A 25,526-nucleotide genomic window follows, 5' to 3' on the forward strand; every position below is an offset into this window, starting at 1 on the left:
CGACTGGAGGTAGCGGGCGGGATGGGGATCGGATACCTGCTGCTGTACGCCGCGTTGGCGGTGGTGGCGCTCTGGCTGGTCGCCGAGCTGCTGTTCCAGAACCGGGCCCCGCTGCACTGGCGCGGCCTGGCCCTGGTCGGCTTCCTCGCGGTGGCCGGCGGCATGGCGATGGGCTCGGTCCCGGTGATCGGCGGGGGCGCCGCGATGTTCGCGGTCGGCCAGACCTTCGTGACGCTCTCGGTCAAGCGCGGCTACGCGGGCGGCTGGTCGCTGCGCCGCGCGGACGGGAGCCTGCCCGGGCCGCTCGCCAAGGTGCCGCTGCTCGGCGCGATCACCGGTGGCGGCGCGGTGGCCGTCGCGACCGTGGCCGCGGCGGAGCGGGTCGGCGAGGTCGGCGCCGTCGAGGAGGCCGGACCGGTCGCGGACAGCACGCCCCGGACGCCGGAGGAGGCACCCGTCGAGCAGACCGCCGCCTTCCAGATGCAGGAACTGGCCGCCGACGGGGTCTACGCCGCCGCCTACTACGAGCAGCAGCAGACCGAGGTGCTCCACGCGGTCGAGAACGTCCAGGCGGCGCCCCAGCAGGACGCCTACGCGGAGGCGTACCAGGGCGGCTACGACCCGGCGCAGCAGCACACCGGCCAGTACGGCTACGACCAGCAGCAGCAACAGCAACAGCAGCAGCAGTGGCAGGCCCAGCAGCAGCCGGTGTTCGGCTACGACCAGGGCTACGGCGGCTACCAGCAGCAGGACCCGTACGGCGGCTACCAGCAGCAGCCGGACCCCTACGCGGCCTACCAGCAGCAGCCCCAGCCGCACGAGCAGCAGCACGACCCGCAGCACGACCCGGGGCAGCAGCACGCCGGCCAGTACGGCTACGACCAGCAGCACCAGCAACAGCAGCAGCAGTGGCAGGCCCAGCAGCAGCCCGACCAGCAGCACGCCACCGGCATCCCCCAGCAGCCGCAGTACGACCAGTACGGCTACCAGCAGCAGCCCACCTGGCAGCAGCACCAGGGCTAGGCCGCTCCCTCCCGCCCGGCGCCGGTGGGGCGGCTCAGGCCGGGCCGATGAGGTTGGCCACGATGCAGGCCGACATGCCGACCCGGGCCAGCCCGCCGCCGGGGTGGGCGCCGCCGCCGGTGAGGTAGAGGCCCGGGTGGTCCTCGTTCGGGGCCTGGAGGAGGTCGCCGTCGAGGCCGGCCAGGGCCGGCGGCGGGACGGAGCCGAAGAAGGAGCCGGTCTCGCGCTCGGTGTGCTCCGGGGTGCGGACCACCCGCCAGAGCATCCGCTCGCGCAGGCCCAGCCCGGCCGCGTCGACCTGGTCGAGCATCCGGTCGGCGAAGGCCTCCGGGACACCGGGAACGCCCCAGTCGAAGTCGAGCGACGGAGTGGTCGCGGTCAGCACCACGGCCTCGTGGCCCGCCGGGTGCAGCGAGGGGTCGTCAGGCCGCAGCACCTGGACGGTCGGTCGGCCGTCCATCGGCACCGCCCCGTCGAACACCCCCGCCAACTCGGCGGCCGGGTCGGCGGCGTGCACGACCGTGCGGTGCGCGGTGCCCGCCGGGCGTTCGCCGCGCAGCGCCAACAGCATCGCGACCCGCCCGGGGACGCCGTGCAGCCGGGACGCCGAGGCGGGCCACTCGTCCGAACTCTCGGCCGGGCCCATCCACTGGGTGTGCAGCACCCGCGCGTCGATCGAGGAGACCACCAGGTCGGCGTCGATCCGGTCGCCCTTGGTCTGCACGCCGGTCACCCGGCCGTCCTCGACGACCACCCGGGCGACCGGCGTCCCGAACCGGAACTCCACCTTGCGCTGCTCGCAGCGGCGGAAGAAGGCGTCGGCCAGGGCACGCAGGCCGCCCTCGACGTACCAGACGCCGAAGGACTGCTCCATGTACGGCAGCACGGTGGCCCCGGCGGGGGCGGTGCGCGGATCGAGGCCGAACCGCAGCGCGTGCTCGTGCAGCAGGGCGGTCAGCCCGGGGTGGCCGCCGAGTTCCTCCGCGGCGACGTCGGCGAGCGTCCACCGGCGCGGGCCGCGCCGCCGGCCGAACAGGCCGCGCCGGGCCGGGGCCGCGCCCGGCACCGGGTACGGATCGGTGTGCAGCGCCGTGGGGTCGGCCGGCAGCGGCTCCTCCAGCAGCGGGCGGCGGGTCGCCTCCCAGACCGTGCGGCCGTGGTTGAGCACGGTGGCCCACCGCTCCCCGGCGCCGGGGCCGAAAGCCTCGTCCAGGGCCTGGACCACCCCGCCCCGGGAGGCGTTGGGGAGGGAGACCGCCGTGCCGTCGGGGAACAGGTGCCGGCTCTCCGGATCGACCGGGCGCAGCCGCACCAGCTCCTCCAGCGGCTCGCGCCCGGTCTTCAGCGCGAGGTCGCGGTAGACGGCGGGCAGGGTGAGCAGGCCGGGGCCGGTGTCGAAGGCGAAGCCGTCCCGCTCGTAGCGGCCGACCATCCCGCCGTAGGTGTCGCGTGCCTCGCAGACCGTCACCTTGTGCCCGAGGGTCGCCAGCCGCGAGGCCACCGCGAGGCCGCTCATTCCTGCGCCGATGATGACGATCCGTGCCATGGCTCGATCCTAGGCGCGGTACGGGACCTCCTCCGCCACCGGGCGTCCGGCGGCGGCGCGGGCGGCGCGGCGTTCGCGGCGGCGGGCGCGGAAGGCGCGGATCCGGTTGACCGCGAACCACACCAGCAGCAGGCCGACCAGCAGCAGCACGGCGGAGATCGAGGCGGCCAGCCAGGGGTGGAAGATCGCCAGGGTGACCAGGCCCGCCACCGAGAAGTCCTCGGCCAGCGAGACCACGATGTTGCTGGCCGGCTCGGGCGAGGTGTTCACCGCCATCCGGAGCGAGGCCTTCACCAGATGGCTGACCAGGGCCGTCGTGCCGCCCATCGCGCCCGCCGCGACCTCGCCCAGCGAACCCGGGTCGGTGGCGGCGGCGGCGATCAGCGCGCCGACGGTGGCGCCGGCGATCGGGCGGATCACGGTGTGGACGGCGTCCCAGACGGTGTCCACGTACGGGATCTTGTCGGCCACCGCCTCCAGCAGGAAGAGCACGGTGGCCGCGATCAGCACATCGGTGCGCTCCAGGGCCGGCGGCACCGAGTCGGCCCCGCCGAACCGGCCCAGCAGGCCGAGCAGCAGGACCACCGCGTACGCGTTGATCCCGCTCGCCAGTCCGCTGGTGAAGATCAGCGGGACGATCGTCATCGGTTCCCCGTCCGTTTCCTGCTCGTGGTCCGGTCCGGTCCGGTCTTCGGTCCGGCCTCGCCGTACCGTACCGGGACGCCGCGGCCGGGGCCCGCGGTTCCCGCCCCGCCGATCTGAGTACGGATACTCAGACGGGCGATTGAGTACCTGCACGGATGCCCCGCGACCTGCGGAGACGTCACAGTGGTGGCACCGGGACCGCGGCGCGTCGGGCGCCGCCGGCCCGGGGGGCGGACGATCGGCGTCCGGCGGTCACGGGGGACCGGCGGACGCGTGTCGAGGGGGTGTCCGCCCCGGAGCCGGTCGGAGACCGCGCACCGCCGGCACGGGGCGGCGGTGCGGGTCAGGGGGGACCGGCACCTCCGGGGGGACCGGGAGTTCCGAAGCGCCGTCCGTGGGGGACGGCGCTTCGGCGTCCGGCGGGCGCGGCCGGGCCGCCACCGGGCCGGATCGTCACCGGGCCGAATCGCCGCCGGGCCGAATTGTCAGTGGTGCCGTTCACGATGGAGGAGCACGGACCACCCGGCCCGCGCGCTGCCTCGGAACGGGGGAGACCATGACCATCAGTCACCCTGAGCACGTCACCGCCCGCCTCCACTCCGCCGCCCACCGACCCGGGGACGCCACCGGGGCCGACCCGGTGCTGCGCCGCCTCGCCGCCCCGCCCGCCGGACTCGACCTGTTGGCCGAGGCCCACCGCACCCTCGACCGCGCCCGCTCCCTGGCGGACGACCCGCTGGAGCGGTACGCCGCCGCGCACCTCGCGGCGCTGCGCACGGTGGCGGCGGTGCTCGCCGTGCGCGGCCGCCCGGAGAAGAGCGAGCGCCGCCGCCGGGCGATCCGCAGCGCCTGGGAGGTCCTGCCCGAGGTGGCGCCGGAGCTCGCCGAGTGGGCGCCGTACTTCGCCGCGGGCGCGCGCCGCAGGGCCGCCGCCGAGGCGGGCATCACGGGCGCGGCCTCGGCCCGTGACGCCGACGACCTGATCCGCAACTCCGCCCTGTTCCTCCGGCTGGTCGAGCGCCTGCTCGGCCTGCGGGCCGTTCCGCCCGCCCCGCGGCTGCCGCTGGACGGCGAGGGCGGGGACGCCGCGGGCGGGCGGAGTGCGGGCGGGGGGAGCGGCCCGGACGCCGGCACCCGGGAGGCCGGTTGACCGGAGCGGTGCCGATCGGGACGGGGCGGGGGGAAGGGCAGGGGGAGCGGTCGGTCTAAGGTTGGAGACAACCTGATCGACCCTGCACGTGCCAAGGAGCCTCGCCTTGTACCCGACGCGTCCCCGCAGCGCCCTGCGTACCGCCGTGGTGTGGGAGGTGGTGCGGGCCGCCCTGGAGAAGCGGGTGGCCGAGCTGGACCAGCCGGTGCTCGACGTGGTCGACACCGGTGGCGGCACCGGCAACTTCGCCGTGCCGGTGGCCCGGCTGGGCCACCGCGTCACCGTGGTCGACCCGAGCCCCGACGCGCTGTTCGCACTGGAGCGCCGGGCGGCCGAGGCCGGCGTGACCGATCTGGTCCGCGCCGTCCAGGGCGACACCCAGACGCTCCCCGAGCTGGTGACGCCGGGCACCGTCGACGCGGTGCTCTGCCACGGCGTGCTGGAGGTCGTGGACGACCCGGCGGAGGCGCTCGGCAGCCTGGCCGGCACCCTGCGCCGGGGCGGCTTCGTCAGCCTGCTGGCCGCCAACCGCAACGGCGCGGTGCTCGCCCGGGCGCTCGGCGGCCACTTCGCCGAGGCCCGCGCGGTGCTCGGCGCCGCCGACGGCCGCTGGGGCGAGCAGGACCCGATGCCGCGCCGCTTCACCGGCGAGGAACTGGACCGGCTGGCGGTCGGGGCCGGCCTGCGAGTCGAGTCGGTGCACGGCGTCCGGGTCTTCGCGGACCTCGTCCCCGGCGTCCTGGTGGACACCGAGCCCGGCGCGATGGAGGCGCTGCTCAAGCTGGAGGAGGCCGCCGCCGGGCAGCCGGCCTTCCACGCCGTGGCCACCCAGCTCCACCTGCTGGCCACCCTGGGCTGACCGGGCGGACCGCCGCCGTTCGCCGACGGATCCCCCACCGTTCGCCGACGGACCGACGGCGCGTCCCCCGCCCGTCCCCCCGCCTTCTCCTCGGGATCTCCCCAGGTCCGGACCGATTCCATCGGATCGGGCACTAGTCCGGCCCCCGCCGCGTTGAGTGTGGTGCGGCGAGGAGCCGCCGGAGCGGCCGGGCCCAGGCGTGGTCGACCACTCCGTCGAGAGCCCGTGGACCGTATGATCTGGGTAAAGCCGGAAAGCATGACCGCCGGATGCTCGGGGCATATGGACGACACGGGCCCGGGCCCCCGCACAGGCGTCCGACCGCGTGTTCTGAAGGCTGATTGGACTTGCCACCCCGACCGGGGCGGCGGACCGGTCGCACCCGCGACCGACGAGTAGGAGGACTCCGTGCCGCTCTCGGAGCACGAGCAGCGACTGCTCGACCAGATGGAGCGAGCGCTCTACGCCGAAGATCCCAAATTCGCTACGGCGCTGGAGGGAACCGGTCTGCGCACCTACACCCGGCGACGGGTCTATCTCGCCGTCGGCGGCTTCGTGGTCGGTATCGGCCTGCTGATGGGCGGCATGGTCGTACCCAACCAGATCTGGGTCAGTGTGGTCGGCTTCCTGGTGATGCTCGGATGCGCCGTCTTCGCCGTGACGGGCTGGCGCCGCGGTCCCGCCGGGCAGGCGCAGCCTCCCGGTCCGGCCGCCGTGCCGCGCCGCAAGGCCGGGATGATGGACCGGGTGGAGCAGCGCTGGCAGCGCCGGCGCGACGAGCAGGCCGGTGGCGGATTCTGAGACCTGAGGTCCGTACCACCGCCGGTACGGACGTACGGAGGGCGGGCAGTCGACCGACTGCCCGCCCTCCGTACGTCCGGGCCCGGTTCAGGACCCGGTGCCACCGGTCCCGCCGCGGCCGCTCCGGCCACTCCGGCCGGGCCGGCGGGTGGCCAGCCGGCGGACCGGCCCGGTGACCGCGCCGACCGTCCGGGCGAACCGGCCGCCGACCGCCAGCCGGGCGGTCAGCAGGGCTTCCGAGATCCGCCACCGCAACTGCGCGGAGGAGGCCGGCAGCAGCAGCGCCCTGATCCGGCCGCGCCGTCCGGCGTGCGCCCGCAGGCCGTTCCTGGCGGCCCTGACGTCGGCCGCCAGCGGTTCCCCGACCTCCGCGGAACGGGCGTAGAGCACGCGTTCGGTGGCCAGCGCCACCCGTCCGGCGGCCGCCGTCGCGCCTTCGTCCAGCTCGGCGGCGTCGGCGATCCGGCGGGCGGCGGCGCGCGGGGTGCGCGAGTCGTCCGGCGGGATGCCGAGGTCCCAGGCGGAGTCGACCAGTTCGTCCCAGGCGGCCAGCACCTGCGCGTCGGTGAGCGGGACCGGTCCCGGCCCGCCGGGGCGCCGCCGCCCGCCCCCGCCCAGCCGGCGCCGGCGCAGCCGGGCCCGCCAGACCATCGGGGTGAGCAGCAGGAGCAGCACCAGCGCGGTCGCGGCCAGGCCGGCCAGGACCTTCCCGGAGAGCAGCCAGGATTCCTCGCCGGCGCCCCCGGCGCTGTCGCGCCGCTCCCCGCAGTCGCCGGTCCGGCGCAGCTTCGCGTCGCAGTCCGGGTTGGCGGACGGCAGCTGGACCGGCGCGCTGGCCTGCGGCTCGACGCTCGGCTGGGTGGTCGGCTGGGTGGCCGGGGAGGAGACCGGGTCCGAGTAGTCGGGCTGGACGCCGCGGGTCGGGGTGGGCTCGAAGCGCAGCCAGCCGTAGCCCTCGAAGTACAGCTCGGGCCAGGCGTGGTACATCGCGTCGGTCACCGCGTAGACGTTGTTGCCCTTGGTGTTGCCGGGGGTGAAGCCGAGCGCGACCCGGGCCGGGACGCCCAGGGTGCGGGCCATCACGGCCATGGTCGACGCGAAGTGGACGCAGAAGCCGCGGCGGCGCTCCAGGAAGTCCTTCATCGCGTCGCTGCCGCTGTCGGTCCTGGTGGTGGCGTCGTAGGTGAAGTCGGGGCCGGTGAACCAGTCGCGCAGGGCGACCGCCTTGTCGTACCCGGTCCTCGCCTTCCCGGTGACCCGCAGGGCGGTGTCCCGGACCACCGGCGGCAGGTCGCGCGGCACCACGAGGTACTGGTCGCGGATCCGCTCGGGCGCGGTCGGCACGGTGCGCAGGACGGTCGCGGTCGGCCGGACGTCCAGTGCGGTGACCGTGTAGTTGAGGCCCTTGATCGCCTTCTCCCTGGCGGGCAGGAGGCTGGAGGTGACCGGGTCGAGCTGCCAGGCGGAGTTGTCGCGGAGGGTGAGGCCGACCGCCGGGTAGGGCATCGGCAGCCAGGCGTCGTCCAGCTGGGGGCCGATCCGGACCTCGGCCTTCAACTGCTCGGCCAGGTCGATGCTGCCCAGCCCCTCGGGGGCGGGGAAGGTGCCGGTGAACGGCACGGTGGCGGACGAGCCGCGCTTCCAGCTGCTGCCGTCGAAGACGTCCAGCGAACCGGTGCGCAGATAGGTGGAGTCGGCGGCCGGGCTGTCGGACTTGTAGCTGAACAGTTCGACGTTGCGCGGCTTGGGGATCGCGCCGGTCAGGGTGATCAGCGGGTCCAGGCTGCTGACCGCGCCGCCGGCACGGGCACCGGTGCCCGTGCCGGTGTGCACCAGGCCGGAGTCCCAGCGCGGCAGGAAGACCGGAAGCAGCAGGGCGAGCGCCAGCGCCAGGACGCCGACCTGCTGGCCGCTCCGGCCGAGCGTGCCGCTCCCCTCGCCGTCCCGCTCGGAGCCGCGGAAGACCCGGCCCCAGCGGGAGACCCGGTCCTGGCCCTCGGCGAAGAGCAGCACCAGATAGCCGGCGGCGGCGGTGGCGAACCAGAGCCAGTTGCCGTCGTCCCCGGCCAGGCCGTTGCCGATCGAGTAGAGCGCGAGCAGCGGCAGCCCGGCCAGGGCCGAGCGCCGGTAGGTGACCGCGACGGTGTCCACCACGACGGCGATCAGACCGACCGAGCCGACCAGGATGAGCCGCAGCCCGGGGCTGGGCGGGGCGGGGATGGCGTAGTCACGGACGTCGTGGAGCCCCTGGGAGAGGGTCCGCCCGAGCAGCCGGACCGACTCGGGGCCGGGCACCAGGCCGCCGAAGACCGCGACCGAGGAGGCGAAGCCGAGCAGCAGCAGGAGGGACAGCGCCAGCAGCTGTCCGGCCGGGACGGTCCACCGGTAGAACGGCGTGCGCCGCAGCCCGGCGCCGACCGCCGCGACCACCGCGACCACCAGGAAGGCGTGGGTGATCCAGCCCTTGGTGGTCAGCAGCGGGGTGAGGCACAGCGCGGCCAGGGCGGTGGCCAGCGCCGAGTACACGGTCAGTTTGGCCCGGGTGGTCACGCGCCGGCCTCTTCTCGGTAGGGGGCGGACGACTCGGGCCGGTCGGCGGCGCGCCAGAGGTCGGGAAGGGAGTCGCCGGCGCGGACGGTCAGCACCGTCCAGCCTGCCTCGCGCAGCCGGCGGGCCCGGTCGCGGAACTCCTCGCCGCCGGTGTCGGGGGCGAGCATGCGCAGGCCCGCCCAGGTGCCGGTGTCGAGCAGGAGGACGACGGCGCCGCCGGTCCGGCCGCGCAGCCGGGCGAGCCGGGCGGTCTGCTCCTCGTCGAGTTCACCGAGGACGGCCACCAGCAGGCCCTCGCCGCCGGCCCGCAGCGGCTCCTCGGCGCGGGAGAGCCCGGCGCCGTCGGAGAGGTCGACGACGGCGAGCGCGTCCAGGATCACCCCGGAGGTGTCGGCGGCGGTGTGGCCGCCGTCCCCCTCGAGGCCGGGGACGGCGTGGCCGATGTCGGTGAGCAGGCGGGTCTGGTAGCCGCGCTCCAGCAGGTGGACGGAGACCGAGGCGGCGCAGGCGACGGCCCACTCGAAGGAGGAGGCCGGGCCGCTGCCCCGGTGGCCGGTCTCGCGGGTGTCCAGCAGCACGGTGGCGCGGGCCCTGCGGGGCTGCTCCTCGCGCCGGACCATCAGCTCGCCGTAGCGGGCGGTGGACTTCCAGTGCACCCGGCGCAGGTCGTCGCCGGACCGGTACTCGCGCAGGATGACGTCGTCGTCGCCGGCCAGGGCGAGCGAGCGGGTGCGGCTCTCGCCCTGCCCGGCCCACTCGCCGGTGAGCCGCACCTGCGGCAGCGGCAGCACCTGCGGGACGACGGTGAGCACGTCGGAGGCGGCGAAGGAGCGGTTCAGCTCGCACATCCCGAACGGGTCGGAGAGCCGCAGCTGGAGCGGGCCGAGCGGGTAGCGGCCGCGCAGGTCGGAGCGGACCCGGTAGGAGACCTCGCGGTGGCCGCGCGGTTCGACCCGGTCCAGCACGAACCGGGGCCGGGGCCCGAGCACGTACGGGACCTTGTCCTCCAGCAGCAGCAGGCCGGTGGGTACCCGGGAGACGTTGTCCACCCGCAGGTGCACCCGGGCCTCCTGGCCGGCGACCGAACGGTGCGGGTTGAGCCGGCGGCCGCTGGCGACCCGGTAGCGGGTGTTGGCCAGCAGCAGCGCGGCGGCCAGCGGCAGCGCGGCGAGCAGTACCCCGACCCGCAGCAGCGCGTCCTGGCCGAGCAGGTAGGAGCAGACCACCGCGGTCAGTCCGGCGGCGAGGAAGGAGCGCCCCCGGGTGGTGAGGCCGCGCAGGCCGGCGCGCAGGCCCGACGGTTCGTCGGACGGGCCCACCTCAGGCCCTCCGGACGGCCGCGCCGCCCTGCGGGCGCGGCAGCGGCAGTCGGGCGACCAGGTCGGTGACGATCTGCTCGGAGGTGCGGCGGCTGAGCTGCGTCTCGGCGGTCGGCATCAGACGGTGGGCGAGTACCGGCACGGCGAGGCGCTGGATGTCGTCCGGGGTGACGTAGTCGCGGCCGTCGAGGGCGGCGGCGGCGCGGGCGGCCCGCACCAGGTGCAGGGTGGCCCGGGGGGAGGCGCCGAGGCGCAGCTCGTGGCTGTTGCGGGTGGCGCCGACCAGGTCGACGGCGTAGCGGCGGACCGGGTCGGCGACGTGCACGGTGCGGACGAGGTCGATCAGCTTGAGGATGTCGGCGGCGTGGGCGACCGGCTGGAGGTCGTCCAGCGGGCTGGCGCCGGCGTGCACGTCGAGCATGGCGAACTCGGCCTCGGGGCTCGGGTAGCCCATCGAGATCCGGGCCATGAAGCGGTCCCGCTGGGCCTCCGGGAGGGGGTAGGTGCCCTCCATCTCCACCGGGTTCTGGGTGGCGACCACCATGAACGGCGAGGGCAGCTGGTAGCTGGTGCCGTCGATGGTGACCTGGCGCTCCTCCATCGACTCCAGCAGCGCCGACTGGGTCTTCGGCGAGGCGCGGTTGATCTCGTCGCCGACCACGATCTGGGCGAAGATCGCGCCGGGCCGGAACTCGAAGTCGCGCTGCTGCTGGTCGAAGATGTTGGTGCCGGTGACGTCCGAGGGCAGCAGGTCCGGGGTGAACTGGATCCGCCGCACGGTGCAGTCGACCGAGCGGGCGAGCGCCTTGGCCAGCATGGTCTTGCCGACGCCGGGCACGTCCTCCAGCAGCAGGTGGCCCTCGGCGAGCAGGACGGTCAGCGCGATCCCGACGGCCTCCGGCTTGCCCTCGATCACGCTCTCGATGTTGGCCCGGATCCGGTCGACGACGGCGGCGAGTTCCGGCAGACCGATCGGGCGGTGTTCCGCCGCCTCCTGGTCGCCTCCCGCACGACCGTCGAGACCGGCCTGATCGCTGTAGCTCGTCACCCGTACGCTCCCTGGCACACCAACGACCGGCTCCGTCCGAGCCCGGCCCCCACCCCATGCTGGACGCGGCCTCTCCGGTCGCGGTTCCGTGTGGGGGAGCCGGTGCCGGGATACGGCCTGCGGCAGGCCGCCCCAGGTGGTTCGGGGTCAGACCGGCAGGCGCATTCTCCCCTGCGCGGCGGAGGAAGTCACCCTGTTCCCGTCCGCCCGCCTCCGGGAGGCGCCGCCCGCCGGTTTCCCCGGCGCCGGGCGGGGGGTGTCCGGCGGCCCGGACGCCGTTGGCCGGGCCGGTCGGGCGGGCAGGGATCAGTCGATCTCGCGCAGAAGGCCGGTGTGGACGTCGAACACGAAGCCGCGCACGTCGTCGGTGTGCAGCAGGAACGGGGAGGTGCGGACCCGCTGCATGGACTGCCGGACGTCGCCGTCGAGGTCCACGAAGGCCTCGACCGCCCACTGCGGGCGCTGGCCGACCTCCAGCTCCAGCTCGCGCCGGAAGTCCTCGGTGAGGCCGAGCAGGCCGCAGCCGGTGTGGTGGATCAGCGCGACCGAGCGGGTGCCGAGGGCGCGCTGGCTGATGGTGAGGGAGCGGATGGTGTCGTCCGTGACCACGCCGCCCGCGTTGCGGATGACGTGGGCGTCGCCGAGTTCGAGGCCGAGGGCGGCGAACAGGTCGAGGCGGGCGTCCATACAGGCCACCACGGCGATCTTCTGCACGGGGCGGGCGTCCATGCCGCCGTCCCGGAAGGTCACCGCGTAGTCGCGGTTGGAGGCGACGAAGCGGTCGATGATGGTCGGGGTGGCGGAATCGGCAGCGGCGGTCGGCGTGGGCCGGTCGGGGGTCACTGTCATGGAGAAGACGTTAGTGCGATTTACCCGGTCGTGGTGGGGCTGATTGCTACAGAGCGGGCGCTTGTGACCGAGGGCATATCCACAACGTCGTCCGTGGGGGCGCCCGTCGTCCGCCAGGTCGGGGCCCGGCGGCCGGCATGTGCCACGAGCACCCTCGCGACCTGCGGTGATCCGTACCGCCGCCCGGGTGGTGCGCCGGAGCGGACCATTGACTGGAGGGGCGCGCGCGATAGAGTTGCGGCGCAGTGGAGCACACCCGCCGAGGCCCGTCAACCGGGCCTTTTCGGCCGTGCGCGACCGACGCGGCCCGCGGCCTCCACCCGCTCCCCGTACCACCTGGCGCACCTTCCCCGGCGCCGGGCGGGCACGGCCTTCCCCAGGAGCGGGCGGGGACCACGGGCCGCGCGGCCCGGCCCGTGCGACGGCTCCACCTCCCCGTGGGACAGAATGGGCGGGGCTCCCCGGACGTCGGGCGGCTTTCGCACCGAGGAAGGGCGCCACAGCGCATGACCACCAACGACCCGGGTCCCAAACACGTCCCGGTGATGCTGCAGCGGTGCATGGACGCGCTCGCCCCGGCGATCTCCCGGCCCGGCGCGGTGGTCGTGGACGCCACGCTCGGCCTCGGCGGACACAGCGAGGCGCTGCTCACCCAGTTCCCGGACGTCCGGCTGGTCGCGGTGGACCGCGACCCGGCTGCCCTCAAGCTCTCCGGCGAGCGGCTGGCCCGCTTCGGCGACCGGGCCACCCTGGTGCACGCGGTCTACGACGAGATCCCCGAGGTGCTGGACCGCCTGGACATCCCGAGGGCCGACGGCATCCTGTTCGACCTCGGCGTCTCCTCGATGCAGCTGGACGAGGCCGACCGGGGCTTCGCGTACGCGCAGGACGCGCCGCTGGACATGCGGATGGACCAGACCCGCGGGATCAGCGCGGCCGAGGTGCTCAACACCTACAGCCACGGCCAGCTGGCCCGGATCCTCAAGGTGTACGGCGAGGAGCGGTTCGCCGGGAAGATCGCCTCGGTCATCCTCCGGGAGCGCGAGAAGGAACCGTTCACCACCAGCGCGCGTCTGGTCGATCTGGTGCGGAACGCCATCCCGGCCGCCACCCGCCGGACCGGCGGCAATCCGGCCAAGCGGACCTTCCAGGCGCTGCGGATCGAGGTCAACGGCGAACTGGAGGTCCTGGACCGGGCGATCCCCGGGGCGCTGGACGTGCTGGCGCTCGGCGGACGGATCGTCGTGATGTCCTACCAGTCGCTGGAGGACCGCCTGGTCAAGCAGTACCTCGCGGCGGGCGCGACCAGCACCGCGCCGCGGGGGCTCCCGTTCGTCCCCGAGGAGCACCAGCCCTGGCTCAAGCTGATCACCCGCGGTGCCGAGCAGGCCACCGAGGAGGAGATCGAGGAGAACCGGCGTGCCGCACCCGTGCGGCTGCGGGTGGCGGAGAGGATCAGGGACCGAAGCACCCGGGGCTGACCGGAACCGGGGCGGTCCGAAGGGCGGAGGAAGGCAGTGGGGCCGGTGGCCGGAGGCGGGGCGGGGAGCCGGGTGCTCCCCGGGCAGGGCGGCAGGGCGCGGATCACCGTGCGCCCGGGCCGGTCGGTACGGGGGCGGACGCCGTTCGCGGTGCTGGTGGTGCTGCTGCTCGGGGCGGGGCTGCTCGGGCTGCTCGCCCTGAACACCGCGCTCAACGAGGGCTCCTTCGAGCTGTCGCGGCTGAACCGGCAGACCACCGTGCTGACCGACGAGCAGCAGGGGCTCCAGCACCAGATCGACCAGAACTCCGCGCCGGACGCGCTGGCGCGCCGGGCCGTCGAGCTGGGCATGGTGCCGGCCGGCGGGCTGGCCTTCCTCGACCTGCCGAACGGCGGCGCGGTGGTCGGCACGCCCAAGCCGGCCCAGGACAGCCCGCCGGTGAAACGGTCCACCGTGGAACCGTGGCCCGGGAAGCAGCCCGCGCCGGGCCAGCCGGCCGCCCAGCCGAGTGCGCAGCTCTCGCCGGCCGCGCCCGGGCCGGCCGCCACCCCGGCGCCGTCGACCGTGCCGGGCACCGGCGGGGACGTCACCGTGCAGGTCAACCCCGGCCCGGCCGGGCCGGGCCCGGCCACGGGCGGGGGTGGCGCCCGATGAGCACGCCCCGTCAGCCCTCCGGCGGCGGCGCCGGCGGGCGCCGGACGATCAAGGGCGCCGCGCCGCGCCCGGGCGCCGCGCGCGGACAGTCCGGCGGCAAGCCGCCGGCCGCCGGGCGGGCCCGCAGCCCCGAGCCGCAGCCCGCGAAGCCCCAGCCGTCCAAGCCCCAGCCGTCCAAGCCCCGACCTCCCAGGGCGCAGCCGCCCGACCCGTCGGCCGCCAAGGGCCGGGGCACGCGCGGGCAGTCCCCCAAGGACCAGCCGGCCAGGGGCGGCCGGCCCCGTCCGCAGTCCGCCGAGGGCCGCCCCGCGCGCGCCGGGCAGCCGTCGGCCGCGACGGTCCGCCCGGCCGCGCGCGGGGTACGCCCCCCGCAGCAGCGCCGCGCCGAGGGGCGCCCGCCGGCCGGCGCGCCGCCGCGCCGCCGCCCCCCGCAGCGCCGTCCGGCCTCCCGGGGGATCCGGCTGGCCGATCCGCGCCGCCGGCTGCGGGTGATCACCGTTGTGCTGTCGGTGGTGTTCTCGGTCTTCGCCGGACGACTGGTCCAGCTCCAGCTGCTGGACTCGGACGCGCTGGCCTCCGACGCCAACACCAACCGCTACCTGAACATCCCGATCACCGCCGAGCGCGGCTCGATAACGTCCTCCGACGGCGTCGCGCTGGCCACCACCGTGGACGCCTACGACATCACCGCCGACCCGGCGATGTTCACCCCCGGGGCGACCGGCCTCCCCGACGCCCCCGAGCAGGCCGCCGCGCTGCTGGCGCCGATCCTCGGCGTGCCCAAGGAAAAGCTCGCCACCGACCTGCGCACACCGAAGACCCGCTACAAGCGGCTCGCCGCCCAGCAGACCCCGGACGTCAAGAACCAGATCACCGACCTCAAGTCCAGCCTGGAGAAGCAGGCCGGCTCGCGCGCCTGCCAGGCCCAGAAGCGGCTGCTGAACAAGTCCGTCGACGAGGGCGGCCGGACCAGGGTCGACAACGAGTGCGTCAACCCGCTGGCCGGCGTCTTCAACCGGGACACCCAGAAGCGGGTCTACCCCTCCGACGGGCTGGCCGCGAACCTGGTGGGCTTCGTCAACGCCGAGGGCGAGGGCGCGGGCGGCCTGGAGCAGCAGTACCAGAAGCAGCTGGCCGGCAAGGAGGGCCACAGCAGCTACGCCCAGGCGGGCGGCCGGCTGGTGCCCACCGCCGGGGGCTCGCTGGAGCCCGCCGTGCCCGGCACCGACCTGCGGCTGACCGTCAACCGGGACATCCAGTGGGCCGCCCAGCGGGCCATCACCGACCAGGTCGCCAACGCCGGGGCGGAGAAGGGCTATGTGATCGTCCAGGACGTCAGGAACGGCCAGGTGCTGGCCATGGCGACCTCGCCCGGCTTCAACCCGAACGATCTGAGCACGGCCAAGAACTCGCAGCTCGGCAACGCGGCCCTCCAGGACGCCTACGAACCCGGCTCCACCGCCAAGCTGATGACCATGGCGGCCGTCCTGGACACCGGCAAGGCCACCTGGGACACCAAGGTCACCGTGCCGTACCCGCTGGTGCGCGGCGACGTGGCGTTCAAGGACGACGTCGAGCACGACACCTGGTACCTGACCCTGGCCGGAGTGCTCGCCAAGTCCTCCAACATCGGCACCATCGAGGCCGCCCAGACCCTCGGCGCCACCCAGCCCGAGGCCAACCGGGTCCTCCACGACTACCTGCGGAAGTTCGGCATCGGCCAGCAGACCGGTCTGGCCTTCCCCGGCGAGACCGCCGGACTGCTCGACAAGCCGGAGGACTGGAAGGCGTCCAAGCAGTACACCATCCCGTTCGGCCAGGGCCTGTCGGTCAACGCGCTCCAGGCGACCTCGGTGTTCTCCACCATCGCCAACGGCGGTGTGCGGGTGGCGCCCAGCGTGGTCCAGGGCACTACCGCGCCGGACGGCAAGTACTCCCCGGCCCCGGAGGGCGCGCAGTCCCGGGTGGTGAGCGAGCAGACCGCGAAGACCCTCACCGAGATGCTGGAGTCGGTCGTCTCCGACGAGCAGGGCACCGGTGGCAAGGCCGCGATCCCGGGCTACCGGGTCGCCGGCAAGACCGGCACCGCCAACCGGGTGGACCCGAAGGTCGGCGGGTACCGCGGGTACACCGCCTCCTTCATCGGCTTCGCGCCGGCCGACCAGCCCCGGGTCACCGTCTCCTGCGTGATCCAGGACCCGGTCAACGGCCACTTCGGCGGCCAGCTCTGCGGCCCGGTGTTCAAGCAGGTGATGGAGTTCACCCTCAAGACCCTCCAGGTCCCGCCGAGCGGGAGCGAGGCGCCCAACCTGCCCGTCGAGTGGAAGCCGTGATCGACCATGGACAACGACCGGGCGGGTGCGGCCGCCGGTGCGCGAGAGGGCCGGTTTGGCCCTGGACACCCTTCGGCGGATAGCCTCTCCGCCGTGCCGAAACCCGATCAAATCACCGTGAGCCCGCCCCGCCCCGCGCGGACCGGCGCCCGGACGCTCGCCGAGGTCGCCCGATCGCTGGGCCTGGACCCCGTGGAGGGGCCCGAGGTCACCGGCGTCACCCACAACGCCCGCGAGGTCCGCCCCGGCGACCTCTACGTGGCGTTCCCGGGAGCCAACCACCACGGCGCGGCCTTCGCCGGACAGGCCGCCGCGGCCGGCGCCGTCGCGGTGCTCACCGACCCGGCGGGAGCCGAGCTGGCGGCCGGCACCGGTCTGCCGCTGCTGGTCGTCGACCGGCCCCGGGCCCGGATGGGCGAGCTCGCCGCAGCCGTCTACGACCGCCCCTCCGAGCGGCTGCTGATGATCGGACTCACGGGCACCAACGGCAAGACCACCACCTCCTACCTGGTCGAGGGCGGCCTGCGCGGCGCCGGGCGCCACCCCGGGGTGATCGGGACCGTGGAGATGCGGGTCGGGGACGAGCGGATCAAGAGCGAGCGCACCACCCCCGAGGCCACCGACCTGCACGCGATCCTCGCCGTGATGGGGGAGCGCGGCGCCGACGCGGTGACCATGGAGGTCTCCAGCCACGCCCTGGTCTACGGCCGCACCGACGGTGTGGTCTACGACGTCGCGCTGTTCAACAACCTGACCCCCGAGCACCTCGACTTCCACCCGGACATGGAGGACTACTTCCAGGCGAAGGCCAGGCTCTTCCAGCCCGGCAAGTCCCGCTCCGGCGTGGTCAACCTGGACGACGCCTACGGCCGCCGGCTCGCCGCCGAGGCGAAGATCCCGGTCGCCACCTTCTCCGCCACCGGCGCCCCGGAGGCGGACTGGCGCGCGGTGGACGTCCAGCTCGGCCCGGTCGGCTCGACCTTCCGGGTGCTCGGCCCCGGCGGCGTCGAGGCGGACGCCGCCGTCCCGCTGCCCGGCCCCTTCAACGTCGCCAACGCGCTGGCCGCGATCGTGCTGCTGGCCACCGCCGGACTCCCGCTGGAGTCGGCCGTGGCCGGTGTCGCCGCCGTCCCCGGGGTGCCCGGCCGGCTGGAGCGGGTGGACGCCGGACAGCCGTACGTCGCGGTGGTCGACTACGCCCACAAGCCGGACGCCCTGAAGGCCGTCCTCGCCTCGCTGCGCGAGGTCACCAAGGGCCGGCTGCACGTGGTGGTCGGCTGCGGCGGCGACCGCGACCCGCACAAGCGCGCCCCGATGGGCGGCATCGCCGCCCGGCTCGCCGACACCGCCGTGCTGACCAGCGACAACCCGCGCAGCGAGGACCCGCTGGCGATCCTCGCCACCATGCTGAACGGCGCCGCCGAGGTGCCCGAGGCCGAGCGCGGCGCCGTCCTGGTCGTGCCGGACCGCGCCGAGGCGATCGAGCTTGCGGTCGCCCGGGCCCAGGCCGGCGACACCGTGCTGGTGGCCGGCAAGGGCCACGAGCTCGGCCAGTACGTACGAGACGAGATCCGCCCCTTCGACGACCGGGAGGTGCTGCGCGAATCCATCGCGCGGACCACGGCCGCCCGGGGCACCCGAGGAGTAGAGCAGCAGTGATCGCACTGACCCTCGCCGAGGTGGCCGCCGCAGTCGGGGGAACCCTGGCCGACGCCGACCCGGACGCCCTGGTGACCGCCCCGGTCGAGGTCGACTCCCGCAAGGTCCGCCCCGGCGGGCTCTTCGCGGCCTTCGCCGGCGAGCACGTGGACGGCCACGACTACGCGGACCGGGCGCTCGCGGCCGGCGCCGTCGCGGTGCTGGCCTCCCGCCCGGTCGGCGGCCCGACCGTCCTGGTCGACAGCGTGGTGGACGCGCTCGGCAAGCTCGCCCGCGCCGTGGTCGGCCGCGCCGACGCCGCCGTGGTCGCGCTGACCGGCTCGGCCGGCAAGACCAGCACCAAGGACCTCGTCGCCCAGCTGCTCCAGCGCCTGGGCGACACCGTCTACCCGCCGGGCTCGCTCAACAACGAGATCGGCCACCCGATGACCGCCCTGCGGGTCGAGGACACCACCCGGCACCTGGTGCTGGAGATGGGCGCCCGGCACAAGGGCGACATCGAGTACCTCACCTCGATCACCCCGCCCCGGATCGGCCTGGTGCTCAACGTCGGCACCGCCCACGTCGGCGAGTTCGGCTCCCAGGAGGCGATCGCGGAGGCCAAGGGCGAGCTGGTCGAGGCCCTGCCCGCCGACGGCGTCGCGATCCTCAACGCGGACGACCGCCTGGTGCGCGCCATGGCCTCCCGGACGAAGGCCCGGGTGGTGTACTTCGGCGAGTCCGCCGAGGCCGGGGTCCGGGCACAGGATGTTCGCCTCGACTCCACCGGACGTCCATCGTTCACGCTGAGCACCCCGGCCGGTTCCGCACCCGTGCAGCTGCGCCTGTACGGTGAGCACCACGTCTCGAACGCCCTCGCCGCCGCAGCGGTGGCGATGGAACTCGGGATGACCGTCGACGACACCGCCGAAGCGCTGAGCGAGGCGGGTGCGCTGTCCCGCTGGCGCATGGAGGTCGTCGACCGGGCCGATGGTGTCACCGTCGTCAACGACGCCTACAACGCGAACCCCGACTCGATGCGGGCCGCGCTGCGGGCGCTGATCTCGATGGGGGGGCGCGGCCCGGAGCGCCGCCGCACCTGGGCGGTGCTCGGCGAGATGCGGGAGCTCGGCGAGGACAGCCTGGCCGAGCACGACGCCATCGGGCGGCTCGCGGTCCGGCTCGACGTCACCAAGCTGGTGGCGGTCGGCGGACGCGAGGCGGCCTGCATGGAACTGGGCGCGAGGAACGAAGGTTCGTGGGGTGAGGAGTCGGTGCTGGTGTCCGACGCGGACGCGGCGGTCGAACTGCTGCGCAGTCAGCTTCGGCCGGGGGATGTGGTGCTGGTGAAGGCGTCCCGTTCGGTGGGGCTGGAGAAGGTGGCCGAGGCCCTCCTCGCGGACGGTGCGGCCGAGTAATGAAGCAGATCCTCTTCTCCGGCATGATCGGCCTGATCCTGTCGCTGGCCGGCACCCCCGCGCTGATCAAGCTGCTCGCCCGGCAGGGCTACGGCCAGTACATCCGCGACGACGGCCCCAAGGCGCACCACAGCAAAAAGGGCACGCCCACGATGGGCGGCATCGCGTTCATCCTGGCGACCCTGATCGCCTACTTCGCCACCAAGGCGATAACGCGCGAGAGCCCGACCGCCTCCGGCCTGCTGGTGCTGTTCCTGACGACCGGTCTGGGCCTGGTCGGCTTCCTCGACGACTACATCAAGGTCGTCAAGCGCCGCTCCCTGGGTCTGCGGGCCAAGGCCAAGCTGGCCGGCCAGTCCATCGTCGGCCTGGCGTTCGCGGTGCTGGCGCTGCAGTTCCCCGACAACGCCGGCCGTACCCCGGCCTCGGAGCACCTCTCCTTCGTCCGGGACTTCGAGTGGGCCGTCGGCCCCGTCCTGTTCGTCATCTTCGCGTACTTCCTGATCGCCGCGGCCTCCAACGGCGTCAACCTGACGGACGGTCTGGACGGCCTGGCCACCGGCGCCTCGGTGATGGCCTTCGGCGCCTACACCTTCATCGGCGTCTGGGAGTACGGCCAGAGCTGCGCCTACGTCTCCTCGGCCACCGCCAACTGCTACGACGTCCGCGACCCGCTGGACCTCGCGGTGGTCGCCGCCGCCCTGATGGGCTCCTGCTTCGGCTTCCTCTGGTGGAACACCTCGCCCGCCAAGATCTTCATGGGCGACACCGGCTCGCTGGCCCTCGGCGGCGCGCTGGCCGGTCTGGCGATCTGCTCGCGCACCGAGATCCTGCTCGTCCTGCTGGGCGGCCTCTTCGTGATCATCACCCTCTCGGTGATCATCCAGGTCGGCTCGTTCCGGATGACCGGCAAGCGCGTCTTCAAGATGGCCCCGCTGCAGCACCACTTCGAACTCAAGGGCTGGAGCGAGGTCCTGGTCGTGGTCCGGTTCTGGATCATCCAGGGCCTGTGCGTGGCCGTCGGCCTCGGCCTCTTCTACGCGGGATGGGTGACCGGATGACCGACTCCGACCGGTCCGGGCGCCCGGCCCCCGGCCTGCCCGACTGGCCCGGCCTGCCGGTCACCGTCGCCGGGCTCGGCGTCTCCGGCATCAGCGCCGCCCGGGTCCTGCACGGCCTCGGCGCCCTGGTCACGGTCGTCGACGGCGGCTCCGGCGAAGGGCCGAAGGCCCGCGCGGCCGAGCTGGAGGCGCTCGGCGTCACCGTCCGCCTCGGCGACGGCGACACCCTGCCCGAGGGCACCCGGCTGGTCGTCACCTCGCCCGGCTGGCCGCCGAGCAGCCCGCTGTTCGAGGCCGCCGACCGGGCCGGCCTCGACATCTGGGGCGACGTCGAGCTGGCCTGGAGGCTGCGCAAGCCGCACCCCGCCACCGGCGAGCCGGCCCCCTGGCTGGCCGTCACCGGCACCAACGGCAAGACCACCACCGTCCAGATGCTCGCCTCGATCCTGACCGCCGCGGGCCGGCGCACCGCCGCCGTCGGCAACGTCGGCGTCCCGGTGCTGGACGCGGTGCTCGCCGAGGAGCCGTACGACGTGCTCGCCGTCGAGCTCTCCAGCTACCAGCTGCACTGGGCGCCCTCGCTGAGCCCGCACTCGGCGGCCGTGCTCAACCTGGCCCCCGACCACCTGGACTGGCACGGCTCGATGGAGGCGTACGCCGCCGACAAGGGCCGGATCTACCAGGGCAACACCGTCGCCTGCGTGTACAACCTGGCCGACCCGGCCACCGAGGCGCTGGTCCGCGAGGCCGACGTCGAGGAGGGCTGCCGGGCCATCGGCTTCGGCCTCGGGGCGCCCGGCCTGTCGAACCTCGGGGTCGTCGACGGCCTGCTGGTGGACCGGGCGTTCGTGTCCGACCGGGCCAAGAACGCCGCCGAGCTCGGCTCGGTCGAGGACGTCAGCCCGCCGGCCCCGCACAACATCGCCAACGCGCTGGCCGCCGCCGCGCTGGCCCGCGCCTACGGTGTGGAGCCGAAGGCGGTCCGCGAGGGCCTGCGGGCCTTCCGCCCGGACGCGCACCGGATCGCCGAGGTCGCGGTGGTCGGCGGGGTCACCTGGATCGACGACTCCAAGGCGACCAACACCCACGCCGCCGCGGCCTCGCTGGCCGCGTACCGGCCGGTGGTCTGGATCGCCGGCGGCCTGGCCAAGGGCGCGGCCTTCGACGACCTGGTCCAAGGCGCGGCCGAGCGGCTGCGGGCCGTCGTGCTGATCGGCGAGGACCGCGCGCTGATCCGGGAGGCGCTGGCGCGACACGCGCCGGATGTCCCGGTGATCGAGGCGGCCGAGGGCCAGACTGGCGCGGTGGCGATGACCGAGGTGGTCCGCGCGGCCGCTTCGCTCGCCCGAACGGGTGACACGGTGCTGTTGGCCCCGGCCTGTGCCTCGATGGACATGTTCACCAACTACGGCGAGCGCGGAGACCTCTTCGCCGCGTCCGTCCGGGAGCTGGCGGACCGGGACCAGTAGCGGGACGGACGGCCTCCGGCCGCCGTCGCCGCGCCCGGCCGGAGGCCGACGAGGCACGAAAAAAGGGGAGCGTTGTGGCCGCGAGCGGCAGGGCGGGTGCTTCGGGCGCGCCGGACAAGGGCCGCCCGGCCGAGTCCCTGCGGGTGATCTCGGCCACCACCACCGCCTACAAGTCGGCCGGTCCGCTGGCCCGGGTGCAGGCCTTCCGGGCCCGCGCGCGGTACACCCTGGACCGGCCGCTGACGCCGTACCTGCTGATCGCCGGCACGGTGCTGCTGCTGGTCGTGCTCGGTCTGATGATGGTCTTCTCGGCCTCGCAGATCCTCGCGCTGGGCCAGCACCGCTCCACCCAGTTCTACTTCTACAAGCAGCTGCTCGCCGTGGTGCTCGGCTTCGCGCTGCTGCTCGGCTTCGCCCTCGTCCCGGTGGCCGTGCTGCGGGTGATCGTCTACCCGGTGATGCTCGCGGTGATCGGGGCCATGGTGCTGGTGGCGATCCCCGGCATCGGCATGGAGGTCAACGGCAACCGGAACTGGCTGGATTTCGGCGTGTTCCAGTTCCAGCCCTCCGAGTTCGCCAAGCTCGCCCTCGTGCTCTGGGGTGCCGACCTGCTCGCCCGCAAGCACCGGACAGGCACCCTCGGCGAGTGGAAGCACCTGCTGATCCCGCTGGTGCCCGGCACCCTGCTGCTGATCGTGCTGATCATGCTCGGCGGCGACATGGGCACCACGATGATCCTGGTGGCCATGCTGTTCGGACTGCTGTGGATGGTCGGAGCGCCGCTGCGGCTGTTCGTCGCCACCCTCGGGGTGGCCGTGGTGGTCTGCACCGCGCTGGTCGTCACCGTCCCGCACCGGGCCGAGCGGCTCTCCTGCATCGGGGTGACCAAGCTCGACCCGGCCGGCGCCTGCTTCCAGGCCCTGCACGGCGTCTACTCGTTCGGCCTCGGCGGCCTGTTCGGCTCCGGACTCGGCGCCGGCGTCGAGAAATGGGGCCAGCTGCCGGAGGCGCACACCGACTTCATCTTCGCCACCACCGGCGAGGAACTGGGTCTGGTGGGGACGCTGTCGGTGATCGGCCTCTTCGCGGCACTAGGCTACGCGGGTATCCGTGTGGCCATCGGTACGAGGGATCCCTTCGTCAGGTACGCCGCGGGGGCCGCCACCACCTGGATCATGGCTCAGGCCGTGATCAACCTGGGGTCGGCGCTGGGACTGCTGCCCATCGCGGGCGTCCCGCTCCCGCTGTTCTCCTACGGCGGTTCCGCCATGCTGTCGGCCATGTCCGCGATCGGGGTGCTGCTCTGCCTGGCACGCAGCAGCTCGGGCGCGAAGGCGGCCCTGGCCGCCCGGAGCAAGAACTCCCGGATCAGGAAACAGCTGGCCCGGGTGCTGCCACGACGACGAACCACAGCGCGCCCGGTCCCAGGACCGGCACGCAGGGAGCGGTGAATTTCGGTGCATGTCGTACTCGCCGGCGGGGGGACCGCCGGTCACATCGAGCCGGCCATGGCCCTCGCGGACGCCCTCCGCAGGCACGACCCGTCCGTCGGGATCACCGCCCTCGGCACCGAGCGCGGCCTGGAGACCCGGTTGGTCCCCGAGCGCGGCTACCACCTGGAGCTGATCCCGGCCGTCCCGCTGCCCCGCAAGCCCACCCCCGAGCTGATCACCGTACCGGGCCGGCTGCGCGGCACCGTCCGGGCGGCCCAGGAGATCATCGAGCGGGTGAAGGCGGACGCCGTGGTCGGCTTCGGCGGCTATGTCGCGATGCCCGCCTATCTGGCCGCCAAGCGGGCCGGGGTGCCGATCGTGGTGCACGAGGCCAACGCCCGGCCCGGCCTGGCCAACAAGATCGGCGCCCGGTACAGCGACTTCGTCGCCGTCTCCACGCCGGACAGCAAGCTGCGCGACTCCCGGTACATCGGCATCCCGCTGCGCCGGACGATCGCGACCCTGGACCGGAACGCGGCCCGCCCGGAGGCGCGGCACTACTTCGGCCTCGACCAGCGGCTGCCCACCCTGCTGGTCACCGGCGGCTCGCAGGGCGCCCGCCGGCTGAACGAGACGATCACCGCGATCGCCCCCCGGCTCCAGCAGTACGGGGTGCAGATCCTGCACGCGGTCGGCCCGAAGAACGAGCTGCCCCAGGTGGACGACATCCCGGGGATGCCGCCGTACCGCGCGGTGCCCTACCTGGACCGGATGGACCTCGCCTACGCGGCGGCCGACATGATGCTCTGCCGGGCCGGCGCCATGACGGTGGCCGAGCTGGCCGCGGTCGGCCTGCCGGCCGCCTTCGTGCCGCTGCCGATCGGCAACGGCGAGCAGCGGCTGAACGCGCAGCCGATGGTGAAGGCCGGCGGCGGCCTGCTGGTGGACGACGCCGAGCTGACCCCGGACTGGGTGCTGCAGAACGTACTGCCGGTGCTGACGGACCCGCAGCGGCTGTGGGACATGAGCCGTTCGGCCGCCGAGTTCGGCCGCCGGGACGCCGACGAGCTGCTCGTCGGCATGGTCTACGAGGCCATCGAGGCCGCTCGGGGCGGCCGCCGTCGTGGCTGACGCCCGGCTCGCCGACCCCCTGGACGAGGAGTTCGAAGCCGAGGAGCACGCTCCTCGGCTTCGGCTCTCCCGGCGGGGTGTGGTGGTGCTGGGCGCTCTGGTCGCACTGCTGTTCGGGGTGCTGTCCTGGCTGGTCTTCCTCTCCTCGGTGCTGGAGGTGCGCTCCGTCGCGGTGCAGGGCCTCCAGGACGAGCGGCTGACGGCCGACGAGGTCAGGACGGCGATCGGCGGGGTCGGTTCGGGGCCGCTGGCCCGGGTGGACCTCGACGACGCCCGCGCGCGGGTGGCGGCGATCCCCCGGGTGGCCGCGGCGGAGGTCTGGCGGGGCTGGCCGAACACCCTTCGGGTGAAGGTCACCCAGCGCACGGCGGTCGCGGCGGTGAAGGGCGAGGACGGTCGCTTCACCCAGGTCGACGCCGCCGGAGTGAGCTTCGCCACCGAGCCGGCCGCCCCGTCCGGGGTCCCGGTGGTGGAGCTGAGGCTCAGCCAGCAGGCGCTGGACACCGAGTCGGTGATCGGCCGCGCGCAGCTGGTGGAGGGCGCGGTGGCGGTGGCCGCCGGGCTGCCGGAGGAGGTCCGCCAGCGGGCCGGGGCCGTTCTGGTGCATTCGTACGACGACATCCAGCTGCAGCTGGCCGGGGGTGCGACGGTGCGTTGGGGGAGTCCCGAGCAGACGGATCGCAAAGCCCGGGTGCTGGTGGCGCTGCTGCGTCAGAAGGGTACGAACTTCGACGTGAGCGCTCCGGGCGCGCCTGCGGTGTCCGGATGATCCGGTAGGTTCTGTGCGCAAGGGTGTTGCGCGGAGCGCGTCGTCGGAACGAAGGCGGCGGGCTGCGGGCGGGGTTGACGCGGGTTCGTGTCGGCTCGACCCTTGGTGGTCACCCCGGTGTCATCCGCCGGTCGATGATCACATAGGCTCAAAAGAAAAAGGGAAGCTCGGCGTGTTCGTTGAAACACGTGGCCGGAGCCACCTAGTGTCCTGTCTCACCAGACTGTGTTCCCTGGTGATCTGACAGAGGCACAGCACTAACCCTAAAGGTCAAGTTTAGGGTTGGGGTCGGCGGTCGGCATTTCGGACATTACGTCAGGAACCAGGCTCCCTACCCATCGACATCCGT

20 protein-coding genes are annotated in these 25,526 nt (G+C 74.1%); 14 read left to right on the top strand and 6 right to left on the bottom strand.

Annotation, left to right across the window (positions count from 1 at the left end):
- Positions 1–21 precede the first annotated feature (21 nt).
- Entirely contained in the window at positions 22–1,023 is a 1,002-nt protein-coding gene (locus SM793_RS12885; RefSeq protein ID WP_320438275.1) for a hypothetical protein, read from the top strand.
- A gap of 34 nt (positions 1,024–1,057) precedes the next feature.
- Here the strand turns inward: SM793_RS12885 and SM793_RS12890 are convergent, their stop codons facing one another.
- Complete coding sequence (locus tag SM793_RS12890) at positions 1,058–2,569, bottom strand: NAD(P)/FAD-dependent oxidoreductase (protein WP_320438276.1); 1,512 nt, start codon at positions 2,567–2,569, stop codon at positions 1,058–1,060.
- 9 nt (positions 2,570–2,578) lie between these two features.
- Positions 2,579–3,214, bottom strand: a complete 636-nt coding sequence (locus tag SM793_RS12895; RefSeq protein ID WP_320438277.1) for a DUF4126 domain-containing protein — start codon at positions 3,212–3,214, stop codon at positions 2,579–2,581.
- A gap of 556 nt (positions 3,215–3,770) precedes the next feature.
- Between SM793_RS12895 and SM793_RS12900 the strand changes: the two genes are divergently transcribed.
- From SM793_RS12900 to SM793_RS12910, 3 genes are all read left to right on the top strand, one after another.
- Positions 3,771–4,364, top strand: a complete 594-nt coding sequence (locus SM793_RS12900; RefSeq protein WP_320438278.1) for an SAV_6107 family HEPN domain-containing protein — start codon at positions 3,771–3,773, stop codon at positions 4,362–4,364.
- Positions 4,365–4,470: 106 nt separating this feature from the next.
- Positions 4,471–5,223: a methyltransferase domain-containing protein gene (locus SM793_RS12905; RefSeq protein WP_320438279.1), complete on the top strand. Its 753-nt coding sequence runs from the start codon at positions 4,471–4,473 to the stop codon at positions 5,221–5,223.
- 408 nt (positions 5,224–5,631) lie between these two features.
- The gene (locus SM793_RS12910) at positions 5,632–6,024 is read left to right on the top strand and encodes a DUF3040 domain-containing protein (RefSeq protein WP_320438280.1); all 393 of its coding nucleotides are present in this window, start codon (positions 5,632–5,634) and stop codon (positions 6,022–6,024) included.
- Between the two features lie 87 nt (positions 6,025–6,111).
- Here SM793_RS12910 and SM793_RS12915 read toward each other — a convergent pair whose 3' ends face one another.
- The 4 genes from SM793_RS12915 to SM793_RS12930 form a co-directional block, all read right to left on the bottom strand.
- Positions 6,112–8,574, bottom strand: coding sequence for a DUF3488 and transglutaminase-like domain-containing protein (locus SM793_RS12915; protein ID WP_320438281.1), 2,463 nt, complete (start codon positions 8,572–8,574; stop codon positions 6,112–6,114).
- Positions 8,571–9,893, bottom strand: coding sequence for a DUF58 domain-containing protein (locus tag SM793_RS12920; protein WP_320438282.1), 1,323 nt, complete (start codon positions 9,891–9,893; stop codon positions 8,571–8,573). The genes SM793_RS12915 and SM793_RS12920 overlap by 4 nt, the downstream gene beginning before the upstream one ends.
- A gap of 1 nt (position 9,894) precedes the next feature.
- Positions 9,895–10,941 (bottom strand): AAA family ATPase, encoded by a 1,047-nt coding sequence (locus SM793_RS12925; RefSeq protein ID WP_413815943.1) that lies wholly within the window; start codon positions 10,939–10,941, stop codon positions 9,895–9,897.
- A 306-nt stretch (positions 10,942–11,247) separates the two neighbouring features.
- On the bottom strand, positions 11,248–11,790 hold the full coding sequence (locus SM793_RS12930; protein WP_045938197.1) for a beta-class carbonic anhydrase: 543 nt from the start codon (positions 11,788–11,790) through the stop codon (positions 11,248–11,250).
- 506 nt (positions 11,791–12,296) lie between these two features.
- Here SM793_RS12930 and rsmH point away from each other — a divergent pair.
- The 10 genes from rsmH (at position 12,297) to SM793_RS12980 (ending at position 25,177) form a co-directional block, all read left to right on the top strand.
- On the top strand, positions 12,297–13,271 hold the full coding sequence (gene rsmH / locus SM793_RS12935) for a 16S rRNA (cytosine(1402)-N(4))-methyltransferase RsmH (protein ID WP_320438283.1): 975 nt from the start codon (positions 12,297–12,299) through the stop codon (positions 13,269–13,271).
- 72 nt (positions 13,272–13,343) lie between these two features.
- Positions 13,344–13,925, top strand: a complete 582-nt coding sequence (locus SM793_RS12940) for a cell division protein FtsL (protein WP_413815944.1) — start codon at positions 13,344–13,346, stop codon at positions 13,923–13,925.
- A complete protein-coding gene (locus SM793_RS12945; protein WP_320438284.1) occupies positions 13,922–16,258 on the top strand; it encodes a peptidoglycan D,D-transpeptidase FtsI family protein in 2,337 nt (778 codons plus the stop codon). The genes SM793_RS12940 and SM793_RS12945 overlap by 4 nt, the downstream gene beginning before the upstream one ends.
- Positions 16,259–16,351: 93 nt before the next feature.
- Positions 16,352–17,917: a UDP-N-acetylmuramoyl-L-alanyl-D-glutamate--2,6-diaminopimelate ligase gene (locus SM793_RS12950; protein WP_320438285.1), complete on the top strand. Its 1,566-nt coding sequence runs from the start codon at positions 16,352–16,354 to the stop codon at positions 17,915–17,917.
- On the top strand, positions 17,914–19,314 hold the full coding sequence (locus tag SM793_RS12955) for a UDP-N-acetylmuramoyl-tripeptide--D-alanyl-D-alanine ligase (protein WP_320438286.1): 1,401 nt from the start codon (positions 17,914–17,916) through the stop codon (positions 19,312–19,314). The genes SM793_RS12950 and SM793_RS12955 overlap by 4 nt, the downstream gene beginning before the upstream one ends.
- Positions 19,314–20,375 carry a phospho-N-acetylmuramoyl-pentapeptide-transferase gene (gene mraY / locus SM793_RS12960; RefSeq protein WP_320438287.1) on the top strand — a complete coding sequence of 354 codons (1,062 nt, stop codon included), beginning with the start codon at positions 19,314–19,316 and terminating at the stop codon, positions 20,373–20,375. Before SM793_RS12955 ends, mraY begins: the two co-directional genes overlap by 1 nt.
- A complete protein-coding gene (murD, locus tag SM793_RS12965) occupies positions 20,372–21,844 on the top strand; it encodes a UDP-N-acetylmuramoyl-L-alanine--D-glutamate ligase (protein ID WP_320438288.1) in 1,473 nt (490 codons plus the stop codon). The genes mraY and murD overlap by 4 nt, the downstream gene beginning before the upstream one ends.
- 74 nt (positions 21,845–21,918) lie before the next feature.
- The gene (gene ftsW, locus SM793_RS12970; protein ID WP_320438289.1) at positions 21,919–23,295 is read left to right on the top strand and encodes a putative lipid II flippase FtsW; all 1,377 of its coding nucleotides are present in this window, start codon (positions 21,919–21,921) and stop codon (positions 23,293–23,295) included.
- Positions 23,296–23,301: 6 nt separating this feature from the next.
- Positions 23,302–24,408, top strand: coding sequence for an undecaprenyldiphospho-muramoylpentapeptide beta-N-acetylglucosaminyltransferase (gene murG / locus SM793_RS12975; RefSeq protein WP_320438290.1), 1,107 nt, complete (start codon positions 23,302–23,304; stop codon positions 24,406–24,408).
- A complete protein-coding gene (locus tag SM793_RS12980) occupies positions 24,401–25,177 on the top strand; it encodes a cell division protein FtsQ/DivIB (protein ID WP_320438291.1) in 777 nt (258 codons plus the stop codon). Before murG ends, SM793_RS12980 begins: the two co-directional genes overlap by 8 nt.
- Positions 25,178–25,526: the final 349 nt, after the last annotated feature.

The organism is Kitasatospora purpeofusca, from assembly GCF_034043715.1.
GTDB lineage: Bacteria > Actinomycetota > Actinomycetes > Streptomycetales > Streptomycetaceae > Kitasatospora > Kitasatospora purpeofusca_A.